Here is a 23,199-nt window from a genome sequence, read left to right as displayed (position 1 = left end):
GCCTCCCCGTCAAAGCACGGCTGGCGGTGGATGGCGAAAGCAGAAAGGGCGGCCCGAGGGCCGCCCTTTTCGCCTAAACGATTGGATGGGATCAGTTCGCGGCCTTGTTGCCGGGCTTGTCGACAGCGGCCTTGTCGCCTGGGGCTGCGGCTGGTGCCGGCGTTGCGCTCGAGGTCGACTTGATGCCGTGCAGCAGGTCATCCGCCATCTTCAGCGCCTTGTCGTCCTTGGCGTCCGGCGGGACGTAGGACTGCGAGCCGGTCTTCTCGTCGCCGTCGTTCTTCAGATGGCCGCGCAGCGAGGCCTCGCCCTTGGTGTCGGTACGCGCCTTCAACTCGTCCGGCACGTCCTGCAGCACCTCGATGTCGGGCACGATGCCCTTGGCCTGGATCGACTTGCCCGACGGCGTGTAGTAGCGCGCGGTGGTCAGGCGCAGCGCGCCGTTGCCCGAGCCGAGCGGGATGATGGTCTGCACCGAACCCTTGCCGAACGAGCGCGTGCCGACCAGCGTCGCACGCTTGTGGTCCTGCAGCGCGCCGGCGACGATTTCGGAGGCCGACGCCGAGCCGCCATTGATCAGCACGATGACCGGCTTGCCCTTGGTCAGGTCGCCGGGGTGAGCAGCGCGGCGCTGGGTTTCCTCGGCATTGCGTCCGCGGGTCGAGACGATCTCGCCGCGCTCCAGGAAGGCGTCGGACACGGTGACGGCTTCTTCGAGCAGGCCGCCGGGGTTGTTTCGGAGGTCGATGATGTAGCCCTTCAGCTTGTCGCCGATCTGGCCCTGCAGATTGGCAACCTCTTTCTTCAGGCCTTCGGTGGTCTGCTCGTTGAAGGTGGTGATGCGGATGTAGGCGATGTCGTCGGCCTCGACGCGCGCACGCACCGAACGGACGCGGATGTTGTCGCGCACCAGTGTGACGTCGATCGGATTGTCCTGGCCCTTGCGGATGATCTTGAGCTTGATCTTGGTGTTGACCGGACCACGCATCTTCTCGACGGCCTGGTTCAGCGTCAGGCCCTGCACGGCCTCGTCGTCGAGGTTGGTGATGATGTCGTTGGCCATGATGCCGGCCTTCGAGGCCGGGGTGTCGTCGATCGGCGAGACCACCTTGATCAGGCCGTCTTCCATCGTGACCTCGATGCCGAGGCCGCCGAACTCGCCGCGGGTCTGCACCTGCATGTCGCGGAAGCTCTTGGCATCCATGTAGCTCGAGTGCGGGTCGAGGCCGGACAGCATGCCCGAAATGGCGGACTCGACGAGCTTGCTGTCATCCGGCTTCTCGACGTAGTCGCTGCGCACTCGCTCGAACACGTCGCCGAACAAATTGAGCTGGCGGTAGGTGTCCGACGTCGCGGCGCGCGCGCTCGATCCCATCAGCACAGCGCGGGGCTGCGTGACGAAAAGCGTCAGGGCCGCGCCGGTGGCGGCGCTAAGGAGAATTACCGAAGTCTTGCGCATCATCCGCGAACCTTTTCGCCTTCATTTGCGGTCCACCATGGACCTGGATCGATTGGAGTGCCGTCTTTCCGGAACTCGACATAGAGCACTGGCTGGCTCGCATTGGTCGCGAGAATGGATGCAACCTGGGACGTCGACCCCATGGTCGCAACCGGCTCCCCCGTTAGCACAAACTGGCCGATGTTTACCGAAATACGCTCCATCCCGGCGATCAGGACATGATACCCGCCCCCGGCATTGAGGATCAAGAGTTGTCCATAGCTGCGGAAAGGACCAGCGTAAACAACCCAGCCGTCACACGGGGTTGTGACCTGCGCACCCGGTTTGGCGGCCAAAGAAATGCCTTTTTGTACGCCGCCCGCGCCGTCGGAACCGCCAAATTCGCGAATCTTGGTGCCATTCACCGGATAGGAAAACAGGCCTTTGGCGGAGGCGAAGGCGACCGCCGGGCTCATGCGGGCCGGGTCGTTGAGAGCTCCCAGATTCGGCTTGCCGTTAACGGTCGCCGGGGCCCCCTGGAGGCTGGCCGTGGCGGCGGCCTTGGCCGCGCTCTTGAGGTCCTGCTCCATCTTGGCGATCAGGCTCTGCAAATCGGCGGCCTGCTTCGACAGCGCGATGGCGCGGGCGCCTTCGGCCTCCATGTCCTTTTCGGCCGCGCTTTGCTGCCGCTGCCGTTCGTCGACCAGTGCGGCCAGGCGGGTCTGGTCTTCTTTCAGCTTGTCGCGGTCGGCTGCCTGCGCATCGCGCTCGGTCGAGATGGTCTTGCGCAACGCGACCAGTTCGCCGAGATCGGCTGCTAGCTTTTCGGCGCGGACGCGCAATTCCGGCACCACCGCGCCGAGCAGCATCGCGGTGCGCAGCGATTGCAGCGCGTCCTCCGGCCGCACCAGAAGCGCCGGCGGCGTGCGCCGCCCGGCGCGCTGCAAAGCGGCCAGCACCTCGATCACCTCGGAGCGGCGTGAATCGAGCGAGCTGCGGATGTCGCGCTCGCGGCCGTCGAGCGGCTGCAGGCGCGCCTCGGCGTCGGCGATCCGCGTCTCGACGCTGCGCACCTGGCCGGCAATGTCGATCAGCTGCTGATTGAGCTTGCTGCGGTCCTGGCCGATCGTGGCGATGTCGGCCTTCAGCTTCTCCTGCAACTCGGTGGCCTTGCGCTGCTGCTCGCGCGCGGCCTCGAGCTCCTGCTCGCGCTGCTTGATGGCGTCGGGCGATGTCTCCGCGGTCGCGGCCTGCTGTGCCGGCGGGGCGGGCTGTTGTGCGGGTGGTGTCGCTTGCGCATGTACTAGTGCCAGCGGAGCGGCGGCGAACATGACGATCGACAGGGGCAGGGACGCCGGCAACCAGCGGCGGCGCGCGGTGCCGTGATGCGAATCCGAAGCTGTGTCCCGCTTGTGCTGCATTCGCGTGCGTTCAGCGCTTTCGACTGTCCGTCACCGCGCCTCAGGCGCGATGATAGGGGTGGCCGGCCAAAATGGTCGCGGCCCGATAAATCTGTTCCAGAAGCATGACGCGGACCATTTGATGCGGCCAGGTCGCGGAGCCGAATGCAATACGCAACGAAGCCTTGCGCTGCAATTCAGGCGAAAGTCCGTCGGCACCGCCGATCACGAAGACAGTATGTGCCGCCCCTTCGTCGCGCCAGCGGCCAAGCTGCTGCGCAAAGCTTGCGCTGTCGATGCTCTTGCCGCGTTCGTCGAGCGCGACCAGCATGTGCTTTTCAGGCAGTAGCGCCGCGATCGCCGCGGCCTCTTCAGTGATGCGCGCTCCCGTGTCGCGCGCGCGGCTTTCCGCAATCTCATGGATGTCGAGGCCGCGGAAGCCGAGCTTGCGGCCGATATCTTCGAAGCGCTCGCGGTAACGCTCGGCGAGCTCCCGTTCAGGGCCCTGTTTCAGGCGGCCGATGCAGATGACGACAAGGCGCATCAGCGCAAGCTATATGCGCTGCAGCCGATTCGCATCGGCTTCGATACGCCTTAGACCGCCGCGACCGCCGGGTTCTGAGTCCACAACCGCTCGAGGTTGTAGAACTCGCGCACCTCAGGCCTGAACACGTGCACGATCACCTCGCCGGAATCGATCAGCACCCAGTCGCAATTGGGCAAGCCCTCGACATGGATGTTCTTGACCCCGTTTTCCTTGAGGCTCTTCGTCACATTTTCCGCGATCGCGCCAACGTGCCGGTTAACCCGGCCGGTGGTGACGATCATGTAGTCGGAATATGCGGATTTGCCCCGAAGGTCGATGGTGACCGTCTCTTCCGCTTTCATGTCGTCGAGGCGGGAGAGGATCAGGCTCAGCGTCTTGTTGGCATCCGGTTTGTCCGCGTCCGGTTGCGCCTGCAAGGCCGCGGTTTTCGTCGATGTTTTACGCGCAGTCTTTGGAACCTTGGGTAAAACAGACTTTGACAATACAGATGTGGCCAGGGACCATTCCTTTCACTGTATCGCGGGTGCCGAATCCTCGGCCCCACGCACCATTCTACGCATGTGGGGTTAATGGTTTCAATATTCCAGTAACCCTTTTGCGCCTCACGCCGTTCTCCAGCTCCCGTCCGGGTTCCGCAGTCCGGTCGAAGACAGATTGGATTTCATTCCTGTCAGGAACACCCAGGCCGGCGCCCGCTGATCGGCCAGCCGTGTCGCCTGATTTTCGGGCAAGCGATAGCGCATGAGCGCCTGCGCCGCCGGTGCGGCAAGGGCGCGGAAACTCTGGGGCGGACGGTCGATCACGGCAATCGGCACATCGGACGCGATGCGCCGCCAATCTTTCCAGCGATGAAATTGCGCGAGATTGTCAGCGCCCATGATCCAGACGAAGTGCACGCCGGAGACACGGCGGCGCAAGTGGATGATCGTGTCGACAGTGTAGCGGACACCGATGACAGCTTCGAGACAGCTGATGTCGATGCGCGGATCGTCGGCAACGCGACGCGCAGCCGCGGCGCGCTCGTTGAGCGCATGCAGGCCGTCATGGTTCTTCAGCGGATTGCCCGGCGTCAGCAGCCACCACACGCGGTCGAGCTGCAGGCGCTTGAGCGCGAACTGGCTGATGGCGCGATGCGCGGCGTGCGGTGGATTGAACGAGCCGCCGAGCAGCCCGATGCGCATGCCGTTGGTATAGAACGGAAGCGCCTGGGCTGCGGATAACGGCACGATGGAAGCTTGTTGCAAGGGTCTACCGTGCGCGTGCGACAATGATCACGGCCGGGTCTGCCCGGTGCCGTGGACGCGGTACTTGAAGCTCGTCAGCTGCTCGGCGCCGACCGGCCCGCGAGCGTGGAATTTGCCGGTGGCAATTCCGATCTCGGCGCCGAAGCCGAACTCGCCGCCGTCGGCGAACTGGGTCGAGGCGTTGTGCAGCACGATCGCCGAATCGACTTCGTTGAGAAATCTCTGCGCGGCAGCGGCATTCTCCGTCACGATCGCATCGGTGTGATGCGAGCCGTGATTTTGAATATGCGCAATCGCTTCATCGAGACTGTCGACGATCCTCGCCGAGATGATCGCGTCCTCATATTCGGTGTTCCAGTCCTCGTCGGACGCGGGCTTCACCCTGGCATCGGCGCCTTGCACGATGTCGTCGCCGCGCACCTCGCAGCCGGCATCGATCAACAACTCGACCAGCGGTTTCAGCTTCGTCGCTGCAGCGTTGCGATCGATCAGCAGGGTCTCGACGGCGCCGCAGACACCGGGCCGGCGCATCTTGGCGTTCAGCACGACCGCCTTGGCCATATCGAGCCTGGCGCTGGCGTCGACATAGATGTGGTTGACGCCCTCGAGGTGCGCGAACACCGGAACGCGTGCCTCCGCCTCGACGCGTGCGACCAGGCTCTTGCCGCCGCGCGGCACGATCACGTCGATGCCGCCGTTCAATCCCGTCAGCATCAGGCCGACGGCCGCGCGGTCACGGGTCGGCACCAAGGTGATCGCGGCCTCAGGCAGGCCGGCTTCACGCAGGCCCTGCACCAGACAATCATGGATCGCGCGGCAGGAACGGAAGCTGTCGGAGCCGCCGCGCAGGATCACGGCGTTGCCGGATTTCAGACACAGCACGCCGGCGTCGGCGGCGACGTTGGGGCGGCTTTCGAAGATCACGCCGATCACGCCGAGCGGCACGCGGACGCGCTCGATGGTCATGCCGTTCGGACGCTGCCAGCGTTCGGTGACGGCGCCGACCGGATCAACAATCTCGCGCACGGTCGCCACGCCATCGGCCATGCCGGCGACGCGCGGCTGCGTCAGTGTCAGGCGGTCGACGAAGGCAGCGGTCATGCCACCCGCGCGCGCCTCCGCGACATCCTCGGCATTGGCGGCGAGAATGGCCGGCGCGTTGGCGCGGATCGCGCGTTCGATTGCGGCGAGCGCCCGGTTCTTCTGCTCCGGCGGCGCCAGCGCCAGCACGCGCGCGGCTGCGCGCGCCTTGGCGGCGAGGTCGGTCATCAGGGCGGAGAGATCGGCGTTGCCGTCGATCGCCTTCAGGGGGGCGCTCATGGAAGTCCCGGCTTTGGATTAAGGCCATGTTCTAGCATGGCAATTGAGGGGTGGCGAGGCGCGGAACCGGCATGGCAGATGGTCGGCAGGCCCGGCCTGTCGGCCAATGGCCTATCCAATGCCCTACTTGGCCGGGATCGCCCCGGCCGGACCGATCACGAGATCGTCGCGGTGGATCATCTCCGAGCGGCCGCTGATGCCCAGAATGGCCATCACGTCCGGCGAGGAGCGGCCCTTGATCTTCTCGGCATTCTCGGCGTCGTAGGCGACCAGGCCGCGGCCGATCTCATGGGTGTCGGGGCCGCGCACCACCACGGCGTCGCCACGGGCGAACTGGCCGTCGACCCGGATCACGCCGGCCGGCAGCAGGCTCTTGCCGGCACGCAGCGCCGCCACCGCACCGGCATCGATGGTCAGCGTGCCCTTCGGCTCGAGCGAGCCCGCGATCCAGCGCTTGCGTGCGGTGACGGGATTGGCCGGGGTCAGGAACCAGGTGCAGCGGCCGCCGTCGGCGATCGCCTGCAACGGGTGCTCGATCTTGCCGGAGGCGATCAGCATGTGGGTGCCGGCGGTGGTCGCGATCTTGGCGGCCTCGATCTTGGTGGTCATGCCGCCGCGCGACAGTTCGGAGCCGGCCGAGCCCGCCATCCCCTCGATCTCCGAGGTGATGCTTTCGACCACCGGGATCAGCTTGGCATCGGGATCGACCGCGGGCGGCGCGGTGTAGAGGCCGTCGATATCCGACAGCAGGATCAACAGGTCCGCGCTCGCCATGGTGGCGACGCGGGCGGCGAGGCGATCATTGTCGCCGTAGCGGATCTCGGTGGTGGCGACCGTGTCGTTCTCGTTGATCACGGGCACCGCGCCCCATTCCAGCAGTTTTGCGATGGTCGAGCGCGCATTGAGATAGCGACGGCGCTCTTCGGTGTCCTGCAACGTCACCAGGATCTGCCCGGCGCCGATGCCGTGATGGCCGAGCACCTCCGACCAGGTTCGCGCCAGCGCGATCTGGCCGACCGCGGCGGCAGCCTGGCTTTCTTCGAGCTTCAGCGGGCCGCGCGGCAGCTTCAGGCGGCTGCGGCCGAGCGCGATCGAGCCCGACGACACCACCATGACCTCGCAGCCGCGCTTGTGGAGCTTTGCGATGTCGTCGACCAGCGCCGCGAGCCAGGATGCGCGGACTTCGCCGGCCTGCGAGTCGACCAATAGCGACGAGCCGACCTTGACGACGATGCGGCGAAAGTTCTTGAGCGCGGGGCGTTTCATGGGTTCGGTCTGGCAGGAAGGTGGAAGCGAGAGGCGCCACGATGTGGCTTGAGAAGTCGAAGTGCCGCTCAACCCTGCGGCAGCGGCGTCGCCCACGGCTCCGCCTGGCTCTTGGCCTTGTTGGACACCGGCGCTTCGCCGATCACCTCGACCAGCGCGCGCAATGCTTCCTGCACGCCTTCGCCGGTCGCGCCTGAGAGCAGCAGCGGGGTCTTCTTCGCCGCCCGCTTGAGGCGGTCCTTCTGCTTCTTCAGCTCGTCTGCTGTGACCGCGTCGATCTTGTTCAGCGCGACGATCTCGATCTTGTCGGCGAGATGGCCTTCATAGGCTTCGAGCTCGGTGCGCACGGTCTTGTAAGCCTTGCCGGCATGTTCGCTGGTCGCATCGACCAGATGCAGCAGCACCCGGCAACGCTCGACATGGCCGAGGAAACGGTCGCCAAGGCCGGCACCTTCATGTGCGCCTTCGATCAGGCCAGGGATATCGGCGAGCACGAATTCGCGGCCGCCGTAGTTCACGACGCCGAGCTGCGGATGCAGCGTGGTGAAGGGATAGTCGGCGATCTTCGGTCGCGCTGCGCTGACCACCGACAGGAAGGTCGATTTGCCGGCGTTGGGCAGGCCGACCAAGCCGGCGTCGGCAATCAGCTTCAGCCGCAACCAGATCCAACGCTCTTCGCCCGGCGCGCCGGGATTGGCGTTGCGCGGCGTGCGGTTGGTGGAGGACTTGAAATGAGCGTTGCCGAAGCCGCCATTGCCGCCTTCAGCCAGTACGAATTTCTCGCCGAGTTCGGTGAAATCGTGCAGCAACGTCTCGCGGTCCTCGTCGAACACCTGGGTGCCGACAGGCACTTTCAGCACGATCGATTTGCCGTTGGCGCCATGGCGGTCCTTGCCCATGCCGTTGGTGCCTTTTGGCGCCTTGAAGTGCTGCTGGTAGCGGTAGTCGATCAGCGTGTTCAGCCCGTCGACGGACTCGATGATGACGTCGCCGCCGCGGCCGCCATTGCCGCCGGATGGGCCGCCGAACTCGATGAACTTCTCGCGCCGGAACGCGACGCAGCCGTTGCCGCCGTCGCCGGAGCGAATATAGACCTTGGCTTCATCGAGGAATTTCATGATCCGTACTAGTTAGGGCAGGCCGGTCCCTGCGGCAACCCGCAAGCGCGCCGACTTCGGCGAAAAGCCTTAATTTTCGGGCCTTTTTACGGCCTCGAGCGTTAGGTCGGCCGCCGCCGCACCAGGAATTTCTGCATCCCCTCCAACACCAGCTCGCGGCGCTGGTTGTGCACGGTCGAGCGCAGCGTCACGACGCCGGTGGTCTTACCCGGCGACAGCTCGATCACCTCCAGCGCGGGGTAGATGGTATCGCCGGCATAGACCGGCTTCAGGAACTTGCTCGACTGTTCCAGGAAGCCGACCAGCGATTCCTCCACGACATAGGGAAACAGCCCGGCGCCGGGGGCGGTGTGCACCAGGGTCTGGAAGCCATGCGCGAGCAGGTCCGGCATGCCGCGCGTGCGGCAATATTCGACATCGTAATGGATCGGATGGGTGTCGCCGCTGGCGGTCTGGAAGGCCGCGAACACGGCCGAGGTCTGGGTCCGGCTCGGAATCACGAAGCGCTCGCCGAGCACGAAATCCTCGAACCACCGCTGCGCGGGGACCATGCGATGCCGGGTGGGGTCGAATTCGCTCATGCGGCGTTTCCTGTTCTGCTTCTTGAATGGCTGCCCTAGAGCCTATCCCGTTCCGATTGAATCGGAACGGGGCTCTAGATTCTTGTTTTGACGCGTTTTCTTCACGCGAACCGGTATCCACTTCGCTCGAAAACGCTCTACCGGTAGCGCAGGCGCCGCACTGCGACAATTGGTTCGATCTGCCGCGTCCGGGGTTGTCCTGCGCAACGACGTCGGTAAAACGGCGACAGGACCGGCCCGACCCAGAGGCGGCGACAACAAGAGAACAATGAGCCTGTTCGCAAAACTGTCCTCCTACGACGATCGATCGGCACGGCTCGCCGGCATCGGGTTGATGCTGCTGTCGATCTTCATGTTCTCGTTCGGCGACGCGATGGGCAAATTCATCGTCGCCACCTATTCGGTCGGGCAATTGCTGTGGCTGCGCGCTTGCGCGGCACTGCTCGTGCTGCTGCCGATCGTGTGGAAGCGGCGTGCGGATTTCCTGCATCTGGAGCGTCCATGGCTGCAATTGCTGCGCGTCACACTGTCGACACTGGAGGTCGCGGCGTTCTTCCTGGCGACCGTCTATCTGCCGCTCGCCGACGTCATCACCTACTATCTGGCCGGGCCGATCTTCGTCACCGCGATGTCGGGCCTCGTGCTCGGCGAGCATGTCGGCTGGCGGCGCTGGACCGCGATCCTGGTCGGCTTTTGCGGAGTGCTGATTGCGCTGCGGCCATCGGCGCAGACCATCAGCTGGCCGGCGATGATCGCGCTCGGTGGCAGCCTGTCGTTTGCGGTGCTGATGCTGATCACGCGCTCGCTGCGTGCGACGCCCGATATCGTGCTGGCGACATCGCAATTCGGCGGCACTTTCATCCTCGGCCTCGTGCTCTCGCCGTTCGGCTGGGTGACGCCATCAGCCGGCAGCTTCGTGCTGTTCTTTACCGCCGGCATCATCTCGGTCGCGGCGCTGCTGTGCGTGAACCGCTCGCTGAAACTCGCGCCGGCGAGCGTGGTGGTGCCGTACCAGTATTCGATGATCGTCTGGGCGGTGATCTTCGGCTTCGTGGTGTTCGGCGACGTGCCGTCCTGGGCCACGATCATCGGCGCCGCGATCATCATCGCGGCCGGTCTCTACATCTTCGTGCGCGAGCAGCAGCTTGGGCGTGAGCAGCCGTCACTGAATCCGCCGGCGTGATTCTTACCCTCCCCTGGAGGGGGAGGGTCGCTGGGCATGCAGCGGAGCGGAATGCGCAGCGGGGTGGGGTGACGGTCCCTCCACTCGGACGCTGCCCGAGTTGAGAGATCACCCCACCCCGTCTCACATTTCGCTGCGCTCAATGTGATCCGACCCTCCCCCTCCAGGGGAGGGTGAAGACCAGAAGGCTCAGCTCCGTCGCCGGGTCGAGTTGTTCCAGCTCTTCAGCGAGGCCCAGACGCCGCGCGACAGCCGGAAGGCGTCCACCGGGCTCGATGAGCCCAGCGCCTCGAAGCGGTGCAGCTCGACGCCGCTCCACTGGAAGCCGCACTTCTCGAGGATGTTGCGCGACGACGGGTTGACGACGCGGGCGCCCGCGATCAGCTGGTCGAGATCGAATTCCTCGAAGAAGTAGTCGATCACCGCGCGCGCGGCCTCGGTGCCGAAGCCCTGGCCCCAATGGTCGACGCCGAGCCAGTAGCCGAGTTCGGCCGCGGTCTCCTCGCGCCAGTCGATGCCGACCATGCCGATCGGCGTGTGATTGTTCTCGATCAGGAAGACGGTTTCGCGTCCGCCGGCGCCGAGCGTGCGCACGAAGTCGATGGCGTCGTCCTGGGTATAGGGATGCGGCAGGCGGCGGGTGTTCTCCGCGATACGGCGGTCATTGGCGAGGCGTGCAATTGCTTTTACGTCCGCGAGCGTCGGCTTGCGCAATGTCAGCCGTTCGGTCTCGAGGACGCAAGCTCTTGCCTCGCGCAAGGTCGGCGTCGGGATGTCCTGCAACATGTCGAGCTCCTGTGATGCGACAATCGGTACGCAACGCTTGGAACGTTGCGCGCGGTCGAACCGGATCGCGCGCAACAAAAAGGGGAGGCCGGTTATCCCGCCTCCCCTTGGAGCCCTTTGCGACTCCGCCGGTTCAACAGGACCCGGCGGACTCATGTGTGTCCACCGTCTACTCGGCCGCTTCTGCCATCGGAATAACCGAGATGAATGTGCGGCCATTGGCTTTGGCACGGAACTCGACATGACCCTCGACCTTGGCGAAGAGAGTATGATCGGTGCCCATGCCGACATTAAGGCCAGGATGCCAGGTGGTGCCGCGCTGACGCGCGATGATGTTTCCGGGGATCACGCGCTCGCCACCGAACGCCTTGATGCCAAGGCGCTTGCCCTTGGAATCACGTCCGTTGCGCGATGAACCGCCTGCTTTTTTATGAGCCATAGCTCGTCTCCGACTTCGCTTTGATCTCTAGATCAATTCCTTGACGGAATCATTTCACGTTTTGTCACGCTTCAAATCTGAATGCGCGACGATCACTTCTTCTTAAGCCTTGGTCGCGGCCTTCTTGGCCGGAGCCTTTTTCGCGGCCGGCGCCTTTGTGGGCGCCTTCTTCTTGGCCGCCTTCGGTGCTGCGTCCTCGCCATCAGCGGGCGCTGCGACCTTTTCCTTCTTCGGCCGCGGGCCGACGGTCGGCTTGGCGTTATCGGCGAGGATCTCGGTGATGCGAAGCACCGTGAGCTCGTCGCGATAGCCGCGCTTGCGGCGTGAATTCTTGCGGCGACGCTTCTTGAACGCGATCACCTTGGCGCCGCGCTTGTGCTGCAGCACTTCGGCCGCAACGGTGGCGCCTGCCACGGTGGGCGTTCCCAGCACCGGCGTGTCACCGCCGAGCACCAGAACTTCGCCTAGCTGCACGATCGTGCCGACATCGCCGGCGATCTTGCCAATCTCGAGTACATCATTCGGAACGACACGGTACTGCCGGCCGCCGGTTTTGATGACTGCGAACATCGTTTGATTCCTTCGTGTTCGGTTCCGGCCTCGGACGGTTAGCCCGGGTCGGCTTTTTGTTCAGTCGCTATGGGTTATGTGTTTCGCGCGAAGGGAATGAATTCCCAAACTGGATCGCACAAAAACGATCGGCGCGAGAAATCCCCGCGCCGGATGGGCGGACTTATAGCCGCAAACCGCAGGGAGTCAAGGTAAAGCAGGGCAAAAACCGGCCAAAAATGAAGGGTTTGGCGTGATTTTGGCCCGCATTGGACGCTCAGGCCGCAATCTTGGCCGCAGCCCGCGCGTGCCGGCGGATGGTCTGGGGCGGCTGACCCAGCACCCGCAAGAATGCCCGCCGCATCCGTTCGCGATCGGCAAAGCCGGTCTCACCAGCAATTTCGTCCATCGAATGGCGGCCATCGCCGATCAATTCTCTGGCAGCCTCGACCCGGAGCTGCTCGATCGCCTTGGCGGGCGACTGGCCGGTCTCGGCGCGGAAGGCGCGGCTGAACTGGCGCGGACTGAGCCGTGCCACCTCTGCCAATTCCTCGACCGAGAGCTCGTTGCGCAGATGCGCCTTGGCGTAGTGGAGGGCGTTCTGGATGCGGTCGGATTTCGGGTCGAGCTCAAGGAGAGCTGAAAACTGCGACTGTCCGCCGGTGCGGCGATGATAGACGACAAGCTTGCGGGCCACCGAACGGGCGACCTCGACGCCCAAATCATGCTCGATCATCGCCAGCGCCAGATCGATCGTGGCGGTCATGCCGGCCGAGGTCCAGATCGGCCCGTCGACGATGTAGATGCGGTCCTGCTCGACCTTGAGTCCGGGAAATCGCGCCTGCAATTCCGGGGCGAATTGCCAGTGCGTAGAGACGCGCCGGCCGTCGAGCAGGCCGGCTTCAGCCAGTGAGAAGGCGCCGATACAGGGCGCAGCGATGCGCTGCGATGTCGTCATGGCGCGTCGCATATAGTCGATCAGCTTCGCCGATGCCGGATGAAGCTCGTGACCGGCGCCGATGAACACCGTGTCGAAGCTGCGCTCGCCAAAGGCTTCGGTTTCGACATTGAAGCCGGCGGAGGACCGCACCGGGCCGCCGTTCTCCGACAGCAGCGTGACCTCATAGAAGGGCGCGCCTGCGATCAAATTGGCGACCTCGAAGGCGGTGATGGCGGTGAAGCCCATCACCTGGAACTCCGGGAAGACGACGAAGCCGATCTCCTGCATGGGACCCTCCAGCGGCAATCTGTGTCCTAAAAAGGTGTATATATGACATTTGAGACATTCAAGGGGGCCTGTAGAACCTGAGCAACGGCCAAGTCCGGCCGTTCAGGTCAAACAGGAGACCAACATGACCAAGTCAGCCAAAGGCACGGCGCTCGTTACCGGTGCGTCGTCCGGAATCGGTGCCATCTATGCGGACCGGCTCGCACGGCGTGGCTACGATCTGATCCTCGTTGCACGCAACCGTGAGCGCCTCGATGGGCTCGCCAAGCGTCTCTCGACGGAGACAGGCCGATCGATCGAGATCGTCGCCGCCGACCTAGCCAAGCGCGGCGATGTCGCACGGATCGAATCCATTCTGCGCAGCAACGAAGGCATCAGCGTGCTCGTGAACAACGCCGGCGTCGGTGCCACAGCGCCGCTGCTCGCATCCGATGTCGACAAGATGAGCGACATGATCGCGCTCAATGTCGACGCGCTGATGCGGCTGACCTATGCGGCGGTGCCGGGATTCGTCGCGCGCGGCGGCGGCACCATCATCAATATCGCCTCGGTCGTCGGCGTTCAGCCGGAACTGCTCAACGGCGTCTACGGCGGCAGCAAGGCCTTCGTGCTCGCGCTGACCCACTCGCTGCAGCACGAGCTGAAGGACAAGAACATTCGCGTTCAGGCCGTGCTGCCGGGGGCCACGGCCACCGAGTTCTGGGACATCGCCGGTACGCCGGTCGAGCATCTGCCCGGCGAGATCGTGATGAAGGCGGAGGACATGGTGAACGCTGCGCTGGCCGGCCTCGACCAGGGCGAGGTCTTCACCGTGCCGTCGCTGCCGGATGCCGCGGATTGGCAGGCCTATGAGGTGGCCCGCCAGAAGCTGATGCCGAACCTGTCGCGCAGCACGCCCGCGGCGCGTTACGGGGTGAAGGCCGCCTGAGACCTTTGCGAAACGGCGTCCCGCGCAGGCCGAGCGGCAGAGCGCGGGACGCAACCATTTGAGTTCCCCGTCGTTAGTGCTGGGAACCTCAAGCGGGCAGGGCGAATGGCCGACGACACTGGATTGACCACAGGCATCGCGCACCACGGTGCCGCGCGGCTGCCATCCGTCGACATCGACAGCTTCAATATCGAGCTGAAGGACGACGAGGGTTTTCTCGGCGATCGCGCCTCCAAGGGCGCATTCCGCAAGATCCTCGATCGCTGGCGCAAGCCGCTGCGCAAGTCGGACGAGGATCCGTTCGGCGACGAGCCGTCGGACAAGATCAGCAAGAAGAAGCTCGATGAGTTGCTGGTCGGCGACGACACCGAGGCCTCCGCGGTCGTGCACAGTGCGATCGAGGAGTTTGCCCAGGAGCTCGCCTATGTGACGCGGCGCTTCCTCGGCGCCAAGGCCTGGGCCAAGACCGAGCGCATCGTGGTCGGCGGCGGCTTCCGCGACTCCAGGCTCGGCGAACTCGCCATCGCGCGAACCGACATCATCCTGAAGTCGGATGATTTCAAGGTCGACATGGTGCCGATCCGCTTTCATCCCGATGATGCCGGGCTGATCGGCACGCTGCATCTGGCGCCGTCGTGGATTTTCGAGGCCCATGACGGCGTGCTCGCCGTCGATATCGGCGGCACCAATATCCGCTGCGGCGTCGTCGAGACGCGCTGGAAGAAGGCGCCCGATCTCTCCAAGGCGGCGGTCTGGAAATCGGAGTTGTGGCGCCACGCCGATGACGAGCCGACGCGCGAAGGCGCGGTGAAGCGGCTGGTGAAGATGCTGAAGGATCTGATCGCCGCCGCCGAGAAGGAGAACCTCAAGCTCGCGCCGTTCATCGGCATCTCCTGTCCCGGCGTCATCAACGAGGACGGCTCGATCGAGAAGGGCGCACAGAATTTGCCGGGCAATTGGGAGAGCAGCAAATTCAACTTGCCGGCGAGCCTGGTCGAGGCGATCCCGCAGATCGGCGATCATGACACCGCGATCGTGATGCACAATGACGGCGTGGCGCAGGGACTGGCCGAGGTGCCGTTCATGCAGGATGTCGCGCGCTGGGGCGTGCTGACGATCGGAACCGGGCTCGGCAATGCCCGCTACACCAATCGCAAGAAGGACAACGGCAAGGACGACAAGAAGGCGGAAAAAAAGGACAAGGACGACGAGGACGCAAAGAACGAGAAAAAGGCCAAAAAAGCAAAGAAGGCCGATGCCTGAGACGATGCTTGAGATTCTTGGGCGCAGCCGATCGCACGGTAAGGTTGATCGGTTAGGTTAAGATCGGGTTCGCGTTGCCGTTTAGGCGCTGGCCGCTACCGTGGGCCGTGTCGCTCCCGCCGACCGGCGAAGCCGCACTTCCCGGCCAGCAATACTGAAAAGCGGCGCGGGACCGCCAGTTTTTGTCGCGTCCTGGCGGTCCCACCACTTTCTACCTCCAATTGATCCGCCCGAAGAAGCCGGCGATCTCGGCGGCCGCGCGATCGGGATCCTCGCGATGCGGGAAATGCCCGACACCGGGGAACATCTTCAGGTCCAGATTGGAGAAGGTCTCGCCCAGCCGGTCGGTCCAGGCATAGGGAAACAGCGGGTCGTGCTCGGCCCAGCGGATGCAGGTCGGTACCGCGATCGGCGGCAGCGCGGGCGCCTCGCCCTGCATCATCTTCACGCGCCCCGCATGGGACGCGCGATAATGCGCGAAGCCGCCGGCGAGGTTGCCGGGCTTGAAGAAGTTGTCGGCGAAGTCCTCGATCACATCGTCGAACGCGGCCTTGCGATGCGTCCAGTTGTGCAGGAAATGGCCGATATAGGTGCGACAGGTCTCTCTGTTAGCGCCGACCAGCGCGGGCGCCATCTCCATCTGGTGGAACGACTGGTACCAGATGTGGTTCAGCCGGTCCGGCGCGGCCATCCGCGCCCCGATGCCGGGATAGACGAAATCGAAGAAGAACAGCCCGGCGATGCGTTCGGGCGCCTTGCGGGCGAGCGGCTGCATCACGGCGCCGCCGACGTCGTGGCCGACCACGCCGGCCTTGCCGATACCAAGTGCGTCCAGCAGCGCCAGCATGTCGTCGGTATGCTGATCGGGGCCGAATGAGCCTTGCGGCTTGTCGCTATCGCCGAAGCCGCGCAGATCGGGCGCGATCAGGGTGTAGCGGTCGGCGAGGCGCGCCATCACAGGCTTCCAGGTCAGCCAGAACTCCGGCCAGCCGTGCAACAGCAGCAGCGGCCTGCCGCTCCCGGTCCGCGCGACGTGGAACGCCGCGCCATTGGCTCGAATCGTCACATGCTCCATGGGCCGCTCCTGCTGCTTTTGCTTCGCCCGCGCCCCGATCGGACCAGAACCGTCCCGCTAGCGCTTTGTTTCCGCGCACTTTCTTGCGCCACCCCGGTGCCTCGCCGGGGCGAGGCGGCGGCGACGGAAATATTATTGCAGCGCCTTGTCTGTCCCGCCATCCTCGCCTAGAACACGCCCGACCGCGGGTGGTGCAAATCACCTGGGCCGCTGGAGAGGTGGCAGAGTGGTTGATTGTACCGCACTCGAAATGCGGCATAGGTGCAAGCCTATCGGGGGTTCGAATCCCCCCCTCTCCGCCACCCTTTCAACCAGGGCGAAGGGTGTCTCCGATCGATTTCGCGGGTGCCTTTATTTGCTTGTGAGCAGATGAGTTCGCCGATCGACCGTGCTTTTCACCGCAATGCGCGCGCGATGGACAGACGCGGTCACGCCTGCCGACGGCGGTCCGGGCGCACGCCGGCAAGGCTAATCCCGCAATTTTTGAGGTCAAATATGGACAGTACTTGCGGTCGAAGCGACTGATCGCACTGCTACGTCCGTCCGGGGGCGCTGACTCAACCCGAGAAAACCGCTACCCGGCCTCTGGACAGTGATGCAACCTGCCCTTCGCTGCCGTCCCTCGAGAGGGCGCCCTCGATGCCGAACGTCGTGGCAAGTCCACTAACACCAGCAGGCGTCACGACGAGCGCGCGGCTATCCCGGACATGCTCAACCCAATCGTGCTCGAGAGCGTGGTGAAGGATGGCAGCGCCGAGCGCCCCGGCCAGATGCGGCCGGCGCTCGCTCCAGTCGAGACAGGGGCGACAGAACACTCGGCGCTTGGAGGCGAGGCGAAGATCAACGCCGAACTCATCGAAGAATGACCGACCAGCATCGGTCAGTTGTCCGCCATCCTCGTCGAGCAGAATGAACGACTGTTGGACCAGCCGGTCGGCGATTGCGACGGCGATGCGGCCGGCCATGTGGTCATAGCACGTCCGCGCGTGTCGGAGCGTCTCTCCGCCGCGCCAGAGATTGCGCTGCCGGGCGGGGCCGTCCTGCGCCACCACCATGAGACCTTCCAGCACGCGCGCGACGTGCGGAGAGGCCAAGCGAAAATATCGCCGTCGGCCCTGCCTTGCGAGCGCAAGCAATCCGGCGTCGCTGAGTTTCGCAAGATGGCCGCTCGCTGTCTGCGGTGCCACGCCAGACACATAGGCAAGCTCCGAGGCGGTCAATGTTCGACCATCCATCAGCGCACTGAGCATGTTGGCGCGCGCCGGATCGCCGATGAGTGCCGCGACCTGGGCGATTTTGGGTCCCGTGTCCATGTCTTTCTCCTACGCCGATGAGGACGCAGCGCCAAGCACGAATACTTCGGCCAAGACCGTAGTGTTTCTGCAAGACCGATGCAGTCGCGAGACATAGGTTGTCTGGACGCCACTGAGCCCAAGCGAAAGGCATCGCCGCGACGGGACGAAAGATCGTCTCGCGGCTCCAAGTATTCGATTGGCTTCGAATGACAATCGAAAAACGGGCTGGTCTGAGCCATCAAAATCTCACGGACAACCGAGTGTGATCAATGCAAACAACTTCGCTCAACACAAGGCAGCCGGAACAAGCCGGCTCCGACAACACGTCATCCCGTTCGCCTCTCGCGGCGGCGCTGGCGCTTGCCGCCACGAGCCTCGGCCTCGGCGTGGTGCAGTTGGACATCACCATCGTCAATACCGCGCTGAGCAGCATCAGCACCTCGCTCGGCGGCAGCGTAGCCGAGCTGCAATGGGTGGTGACCGCCTATACCATTGCATTCGCTGCCTTCATTTTGACCGCTGGTGCGCTCGGTGATCGCGTTGGCGCCAAGCGAGTATTCATCGGGGGCTTTGCAATCTTCACGTTGGCTTCGCTCGCCTGCGCATTGGCTCCGTCGGCGATGTTCCTGATCGCTGCTCGCTCCGTGCAGGGCCTGGCGGCGGCGATCCTGGTGCCGAACTCGCTGACGCTGCTCAATCACGCCTATACCGATCCGAAGGCGCGCGGCCGCGCGGTCGGCTTCTGGGCTGCAGGTGCGAGCGTCGCACTGACTTCGGGGCCATTCGTCGGCGGTGCGTTGATCGCGCTGGTCGGCTGGCGCGCGATCTTTCTTGTCAACCTGCCGATCGGCGCCGCCGGCCTCTGGCTCGCCTGGCGTTATGCCGAGGAGACGCCGCGGCTCGCGCAGCGCGAGATCGATCTGCCGGGACAGATCGCGGCGATTGCAACCCTCGGCACGCTGGCCGGCGCCCTGATCGAAGGCGGTGCGCTCGGCTGGAGCCATCCGTTCGTCATCATGGGCTTCTCGGGGGCGGCCGTGATCGGACTCCTGTTCGTATGGCGCGAGGCGCGCGCGCCACAACCGATGCTGCCGCTGTCGCTGTTCCGCCATCGCATGTTCGCGCTGACCGCTCTGGTCGGGCTCCTCTTCAACATCGCCTTCTACGGCCTGATCTTCGTGCTCAGTCTCTACTTCCAGAACGTCAATGGCTGGTCGCCGTTCGCAACGGGCCTCGCCTTCGTACCCATGATGGCCATGGTGCTCCCCGCCAACCTGATCGCCGCGTCGGTCAGCGAGCGCCTCGGTGCGCCGCAAACCATTGCGCTCGCTTGTGTGATCACTGCCGCGGGCTGCGTTGCGCTGCTGCCGATGGCCTCAGGCACGAGCTACGGGGCGATCTGCGCTCAGCTGATGGTGCTCGGCGGGGGCCTCGGCCTGCTCGTGCCGTCCTTGACCTCGACGTTGCTCGGCAGTGTCGAGAAATCGCGATCCGGCATCGCCGCCGGTGTATTGAACGCGACGCGGCAGACCGGCAGCGTGCTTGGCGTTGCCCTGTTCGGCTCGCTGGTCGCAGCGAACAACGCGTTCATGGCAGGCGCGCATGCCTCGCTCGTGATATCGGCCGCTGTCTTGCTCGCAGGTGCGGTCGCGATCTGGCAGGGCCGAGCAAAGGAGGGACCTCAACAGGGATTGACTGACTCCCTCTCCGCCACGTGATCGCGGCGTGCGAAAAACCCAATAGACCGGGCGTTGCTCGGGCCACCGGATTCGGACGGTGGAGAACCGCGGTGGAGACCCCGTGGGTCGCGTGGCCCGGTCAACTTGCCGTCATTGAACTGTTCGCGGACGCGCGAATCCTTCAAAAATATGCCCGGCTTTTGCCAGGCTGATTCCTTGGAATCAGTTTTCGCAGGCCTGGGATTGCGGCGAGCTAGGCCGCGCTGCGCTGGTCGCCGGCCCCCTGCAAAGTCCCGTCTGCAGCGGAGAAGTACCTGGGCTGGGTTAGAGGGGGAGGGCCAGGGGGCAGCGACAGGCAAGCTAAGACGCAGCCATAGCCCGACTGACGCAAGTTGAACGAAGGCAAGGTAGTTGGCGGCGAACCTGTCGTAGCGTGTCGCCACCCGACGGTACTGTTTGATCCCGTTGAAGGACCGCTCAACCCGATCGCGAGCGCGGTAAAGATTCGGGCTGAAGCAGATCGGATTGCGGCGATTGCCTTTCGGCGGGCTCCTACGGCTGAAGCTGGAAAACCTCCGACAGGAAATCTCGAACGAATAGGTGAGCCTGATTGCTCGCAGCTTCGTTGTAGGCGAGCGTCGGATCCCTTTCGACGCAGGCATCGGCGTAGCTAAAGGGTTTCTGCGTCTCGTGGTTGAGGATCTGATGATCGTCCGCTTCTACAAGTTGGCAACGCCGCGTCGTCGCGGCTCCCTTCAACGTCAGCGGGGTCCGGAGAGACGGGGCGTCGAAGACGTGATAGGCGTCGGGAAACTCGATCAGCTTGACGTCCTTGTGCGCGCCGGTCAGTCGCTCAACATAGGCGCGGCAGGGTGCCACGGGATTGTAGTTGTCCGAGCTGCCATGGAGGATGCGGATAGGCTTGTCGCTGACGTCGGTGTCACCCCGGTACGTCGTCGTGCAATCGGGATAGAAGGCGATGTGCGCCGCGAAGCGCAGGTTGTTGGCCGGACCCAGCGTCCCATACAGTCGGTTCATGGCCGAGTACAATGCCGATTGTCCACCCCTGGAGAAGCCCATCACCGCTATGCGATTCGGGTCGATTCGCGGATGCTTGGCCAACAGGTCGAGGGCCCGATAGGCATCGGCAACCATGTTCAGACGACCAAGCCGCGCCTGATCGGCTACGGTTGAAACGATTCCCCGTGCCGAAAAGCTGTCGATGGCAAATGTCGCGATACCGAGTTGGTTGAGGGCTCTCGACCACTCGTCGATCGAGCCTCCCACGCCGCCCATACCTCCCGCGCCATGGAGCAGAATAACGGCGGGCAACCTGTCAGCGCCAGCCTTCGGGATCCGCAGCTCGCCCGCAATCGTCACCGATTGGCCGTTGCTGCGCCCCGCCAGGAATTCGGAATCAGCGAGCGTTACCGACGCAATGGGGTAGACCTCCAGGCGCGCCACTTGGGCCGCGGCCGACCCGACAATTGCCACAAGAAAAGCAAGCGCTATCGCAGATTGCTTGATCACATCCCTCTCCCGTGTCCGATCGGCCCTGATTTTGAGATGAACCCTTAAAGACCTAGAGCTGCGGCGTTGTCGCGCTCGGCCTGACGTTGCCGAACCATTGCCAGTTCTCGGCGGCACGCGCGAACCCGGCTGATCCGGACCGTGCACCGAATTGCTCGCAGAAGCTGCGATCCTCCTCCGCGATGGTCTGCGCGAGGCGCTCTCTCGCCGCTGCATGCATCGCGGGGCCGGAAATGAAAAGTATGTACAAGCCAACAGCGAGGAACGCTGTGGCGAACAGCACGTATCCGAGCACGGTACGCGACACTTTGCGCGGGCAGGGGTGAGAATTTGCTCTGGCTTCGGTCATGTGAGGTCTCTCGCAGCGGATCCTGGCACAATCAGCGTGGAAATGCGGTTGCTATGGTGACGCCGCCGGCCCCTGCTCTCGATAGCAGACGGCCGGAATACTTTTCGCCCGACGCTTCGAGGCAGCCTCAAGCGGTTACGAGCCCTACACCCGCAGAATAAGTCCGCGAGAGCCAGGCACGCATCACTGCTCGCAAAGCCGCTTGTATTCGATGCGGATGGCGTGAAAGGGCTTGTTGCCGGTGTTCTCGATCGCGTGCTCGGCTTGAGCCGGCAGCCGGACCATCAGCGGGAGTTCGACTGATTGCTGCCCCTGCACGACCGACTGGAATACCTTGCCATCCTTGTCGTAGTTGACGTAGGGAGGACGCGAATCCACCACCATCACGCTGGGCCAGCGATGATGATGCGAGGCTTCGCGCTCGCCCGGAAGAACAGTCACCTCCAGCACGCGCAGGTCTGCCGTTTCGTAGATCACCCTGTGATTCTTTGGTGCAGCCGTCACCGCTTCGCGGTCTTCCGCCCAAGACGCTGCGCCGGCCAGGCCCGCACACATTGCAGTGGTCTGAGCAAAGCTGGCCGACGTCACCATCGTGCCGACCAATGCGGCGATCGCAGCAAACGCAGGCTTCCTCATCACGCTTCCCCGACAAGCAAATTCTGGACGCAGCGTAGGCACGGAGGCCGGCCGCGTCGAGCAGCTTGGCCGAATTTCAGTCGTGAGTTAATATCACGAATAGGAATAGCGCCCGGCACGGGGGATTTCGTCTTGAATCGCGGTCATCGCCTTGAAATGCTGATCAGCGCGGCCGACAGCGGCAGCTTCGCTGCGGCGGCGCGGATCATGGACTTGACGCCGTCGGCGGTCAGCCGCGGCATTGCTGAACTGGAGCGCGAGCTCAAGGTCCCTTTATTCAACCGGACGACGCGCCAGCTCAAGCTCACTCAGGAAGGGGCCGACGTCTATCGCCGGGCCGTGGACATCGTTGCGCGCATTGCCGAACTAACCGATGGCTTCACGAACAGGCATGGGCGGGTCAGCGGTATCGTGCGAGTGGGCGTGCAGGCGCCGCTCAGCCGCTATGTCCTGATGCCGAGGCTGGCCAGTCTGAATGATCGGCACCCCGAGTTGCTCGTCGAAACGCGTCTGACGCAGGACCCTCGCGACATGCAGTCTGAGAACCTCGACGTTCTGCTGTACGTCGGCGAACCTCCTCCGTCGCGGCTCGTGGCGCAACGGCTAGGTCAAGGCAAGCCGGCAGCGTATGCCTCGCCGGACTACGTACGTCGTTTTGGTGCGCCGGTGCACCCTGCCGATCTCGTCAACCATCGCTGCCTGCTGTTTCGTCCAGCTTGGTCGACTGGTCCCTTCGACCATTGGAAATTCGAGCGCAAGGGGAGGCTCGAGACGATACGGGTGCGTCCTTCGTTCGTCACACCGGATCGCGAAGGCTTGATCGTCGCGGCCTGTGCTGGCGTTGGCATCATCTACATGGCCTGCTTCGATCCGGCCTTCCTGACGTCGGGCCGTCTCATGCGACTACTGCCGGGATGGTCTTGCCCGCCGAGCTTCGGCATCCACCTGCTATACCGTCGCGGCAGCATCGGCATTCCGCGCGTGGCGGCATTCTTGCGCTTTGTGCGAGAGGCCTTCGCCGACTTCGATCCTGGCGAACTCACGGTGCTCCATGCCGACACGGCGACGAAATCCAGCTCTCTGCCGCGGGTGGCCCTGGCGAAGGCGTGAACCTCCCTTGATCAGCGCTTCCGCATCCATCAGCCTATCCCAGTTCTGTTCCAGGTTCTCGACAGGCACCAGAAGGGCCGCTGCGCGATTGATATCCTGGACGCCGGATCGAACGGCCTCCGCAGGCTGAAGCGGTGGCCTCTGGCTACTTTGCATGGGGTTGTTTTCGATATTTTGGTGGGAGCCGCGGCGCGCCGGGCGCGATCGACCCTTGCCAAAGGATGACCCCGACAAC

23 protein-coding genes, 1 tRNA gene and 1 pseudogene are annotated in these 23,199 nt (G+C 64.2%); 6 read left to right on the top strand and 19 right to left on the bottom strand.

The genetic code is table 11. The annotated features are described in order from the left end of the window. Positions 1-91: 91 nt before the first annotated feature. The 9 genes from Q0030_RS27265 to Q0030_RS27225 all read right to left on the bottom strand — a co-directional run bounded on the left by Q0030_RS27265 (position 92) and on the right by Q0030_RS27225 (position 8,914). Positions 92-1,462 (bottom strand): S41 family peptidase, encoded by a 1,371-nt coding sequence (locus tag Q0030_RS27265; protein WP_298374055.1) that lies wholly within the window; start codon positions 1,460-1,462, stop codon positions 92-94. Continuing rightward, positions 1,459-2,859: a peptidoglycan DD-metalloendopeptidase family protein gene (locus Q0030_RS27260; RefSeq protein ID WP_298374051.1), complete on the bottom strand. Its 1,401-nt coding sequence runs from the start codon at positions 2,857-2,859 to the stop codon at positions 1,459-1,461. Before Q0030_RS27260 ends, Q0030_RS27265 begins: the two co-directional genes overlap by 4 nt. Positions 2,860-2,899: 40 nt before the next feature. Beyond that, positions 2,900-3,382 (bottom strand): 23S rRNA (pseudouridine(1915)-N(3))-methyltransferase RlmH, encoded by a 483-nt coding sequence (gene rlmH, locus Q0030_RS27255; protein WP_298374048.1) that lies wholly within the window; start codon positions 3,380-3,382, stop codon positions 2,900-2,902. 50 nt (positions 3,383-3,432) lie between these two features. After that, complete coding sequence (gene rsfS / locus Q0030_RS27250) at positions 3,433-3,801, bottom strand: ribosome silencing factor (RefSeq protein WP_173640701.1); 369 nt, start codon at positions 3,799-3,801, stop codon at positions 3,433-3,435. 186 nt (positions 3,802-3,987) lie between these two features. Then, the gene (locus Q0030_RS27245; protein WP_298374290.1) at positions 3,988-4,611 is read right to left on the bottom strand and encodes a nicotinate-nucleotide adenylyltransferase; all 624 of its coding nucleotides are present in this window, start codon (positions 4,609-4,611) and stop codon (positions 3,988-3,990) included. Between the two features lie 45 nt (positions 4,612-4,656). Continuing rightward, complete coding sequence (locus tag Q0030_RS27240) at positions 4,657-5,949, bottom strand: glutamate-5-semialdehyde dehydrogenase (protein WP_298374046.1); 1,293 nt, start codon at positions 5,947-5,949, stop codon at positions 4,657-4,659. 123 nt (positions 5,950-6,072) lie between these two features. Then, complete coding sequence (gene proB, locus Q0030_RS27235; RefSeq protein ID WP_223977771.1) at positions 6,073-7,215, bottom strand: glutamate 5-kinase; 1,143 nt, start codon at positions 7,213-7,215, stop codon at positions 6,073-6,075. A gap of 68 nt (positions 7,216-7,283) precedes the next feature. Further along, positions 7,284-8,333: a GTPase ObgE gene (gene obgE / locus Q0030_RS27230; RefSeq protein WP_298374039.1), complete on the bottom strand. Its 1,050-nt coding sequence runs from the start codon at positions 8,331-8,333 to the stop codon at positions 7,284-7,286. 101 nt (positions 8,334-8,434) lie between these two features. Then, a complete protein-coding gene (locus tag Q0030_RS27225) occupies positions 8,435-8,914 on the bottom strand; it encodes a MaoC family dehydratase (RefSeq protein ID WP_298374036.1) in 480 nt (159 codons plus the stop codon). Positions 8,915-9,182: 268 nt separating this feature from the next. Here Q0030_RS27225 and Q0030_RS27220 point away from each other — a divergent pair, with 268 nt between their 5' ends. After that, positions 9,183-10,097: a DMT family transporter gene (locus Q0030_RS27220; RefSeq protein ID WP_298374034.1), complete on the top strand. Its 915-nt coding sequence runs from the start codon at positions 9,183-9,185 to the stop codon at positions 10,095-10,097. Between the two features lie 189 nt (positions 10,098-10,286). Here the strand turns inward: Q0030_RS27220 and Q0030_RS27215 are convergent, their stop codons facing one another. From Q0030_RS27215 to Q0030_RS27200, 4 genes are all read right to left on the bottom strand, one after another. Continuing rightward, positions 10,287-10,883 (bottom strand): GNAT family N-acetyltransferase, encoded by a 597-nt coding sequence (locus Q0030_RS27215; protein WP_298374032.1) that lies wholly within the window; start codon positions 10,881-10,883, stop codon positions 10,287-10,289. Positions 10,884-11,052: 169 nt separating this feature from the next. Further along, positions 11,053-11,322, bottom strand: coding sequence for a 50S ribosomal protein L27 (rpmA, locus tag Q0030_RS27210; RefSeq protein ID WP_024583287.1), 270 nt, complete (start codon positions 11,320-11,322; stop codon positions 11,053-11,055). Positions 11,323-11,424: 102 nt separating this feature from the next. Beyond that, complete coding sequence (gene rplU / locus Q0030_RS27205) at positions 11,425-11,892, bottom strand: 50S ribosomal protein L21 (RefSeq protein WP_298374029.1); 468 nt, start codon at positions 11,890-11,892, stop codon at positions 11,425-11,427. A 256-nt stretch (positions 11,893-12,148) separates the two neighbouring features. Next, entirely contained in the window at positions 12,149-13,099 is a 951-nt protein-coding gene (locus tag Q0030_RS27200) for a GlxA family transcriptional regulator (RefSeq protein WP_298374027.1), read from the bottom strand. 124 nt (positions 13,100-13,223) lie between these two features. On the opposite strand from Q0030_RS27200, the gene Q0030_RS27195 reads away from it, so the two are divergent. Continuing rightward, complete coding sequence (locus tag Q0030_RS27195; RefSeq protein ID WP_298374025.1) at positions 13,224-14,027, top strand: SDR family oxidoreductase; 804 nt, start codon at positions 13,224-13,226, stop codon at positions 14,025-14,027. Positions 14,028-14,132: 105 nt separating this feature from the next. Continuing rightward, positions 14,133-15,290 (top strand): ROK family protein, encoded by a 1,158-nt coding sequence (locus tag Q0030_RS27190; protein WP_298374022.1) that lies wholly within the window; start codon positions 14,133-14,135, stop codon positions 15,288-15,290. A 211-nt stretch (positions 15,291-15,501) separates the two neighbouring features. On the opposite strand, the gene Q0030_RS27185 is transcribed toward Q0030_RS27190, so the two are convergent. Further along, on the bottom strand, positions 15,502-16,365 hold the full coding sequence (locus Q0030_RS27185) for an alpha/beta hydrolase (RefSeq protein ID WP_298374015.1): 864 nt from the start codon (positions 16,363-16,365) through the stop codon (positions 15,502-15,504). Positions 16,366-16,577: 212 nt separating this feature from the next. On the opposite strand from Q0030_RS27185, the gene Q0030_RS27180 reads away from it, so the two are divergent. Continuing rightward, positions 16,578-16,667: transfer RNA gene (locus Q0030_RS27180), tRNA-Ser, on the top strand. A 255-nt stretch (positions 16,668-16,922) separates the two neighbouring features. Here the strand turns inward: Q0030_RS27180 and Q0030_RS27175 are convergent. Next, positions 16,923-17,678 (bottom strand): helix-turn-helix transcriptional regulator, encoded by a 756-nt coding sequence (locus Q0030_RS27175; RefSeq protein WP_298374012.1) that lies wholly within the window; start codon positions 17,676-17,678, stop codon positions 16,923-16,925. A gap of 251 nt (positions 17,679-17,929) precedes the next feature. On the opposite strand from Q0030_RS27175, the gene Q0030_RS27170 reads away from it, so the two are divergent. Then, a complete protein-coding gene (locus Q0030_RS27170; protein WP_298374009.1) occupies positions 17,930-19,378 on the top strand; it encodes an MFS transporter in 1,449 nt (482 codons plus the stop codon). A 329-nt stretch (positions 19,379-19,707) separates the two neighbouring features. Here the strand turns inward: Q0030_RS27170 and Q0030_RS27165 are convergent. From Q0030_RS27165 to Q0030_RS27150, 4 genes and pseudogenes are all read right to left on the bottom strand, one after another. Then, positions 19,708-19,887: pseudogene (locus tag Q0030_RS27165) on the bottom strand (IS5/IS1182 family transposase); the annotation flags it as partial. 4 nt (positions 19,888-19,891) lie between these two features. Next, positions 19,892-20,869 (bottom strand): dienelactone hydrolase family protein, encoded by a 978-nt coding sequence (locus Q0030_RS27160; protein WP_298374006.1) that lies wholly within the window; start codon positions 20,867-20,869, stop codon positions 19,892-19,894. A 52-nt stretch (positions 20,870-20,921) separates the two neighbouring features. Beyond that, positions 20,922-21,218 carry a hypothetical protein gene (locus Q0030_RS27155; RefSeq protein ID WP_298374003.1) on the bottom strand — a complete coding sequence of 99 codons (297 nt, stop codon included), beginning with the start codon at positions 21,216-21,218 and terminating at the stop codon, positions 20,922-20,924. A 183-nt stretch (positions 21,219-21,401) separates the two neighbouring features. Further along, a complete protein-coding gene (locus Q0030_RS27150) occupies positions 21,402-21,854 on the bottom strand; it encodes a hypothetical protein (protein WP_298374001.1) in 453 nt (150 codons plus the stop codon). A 132-nt stretch (positions 21,855-21,986) separates the two neighbouring features. On the opposite strand from Q0030_RS27150, the gene Q0030_RS27145 reads away from it, so the two are divergent. Further along, positions 21,987-22,964: a LysR family transcriptional regulator gene (locus Q0030_RS27145; RefSeq protein WP_298373999.1), complete on the top strand. Its 978-nt coding sequence runs from the start codon at positions 21,987-21,989 to the stop codon at positions 22,962-22,964. The last annotated feature ends 235 nt before the right edge of the window (positions 22,965-23,199 follow it).

The sequence above is a fragment of the uncultured Bradyrhizobium sp. genome (assembly GCF_947648125.1).
Lineage (GTDB): Bacteria > Pseudomonadota > Alphaproteobacteria > Rhizobiales > Xanthobacteraceae > Bradyrhizobium.
The sequence above is the reverse complement of the archived record's forward strand: the minus strand, read 5'-3'. Positions and strand labels throughout refer to the sequence as shown.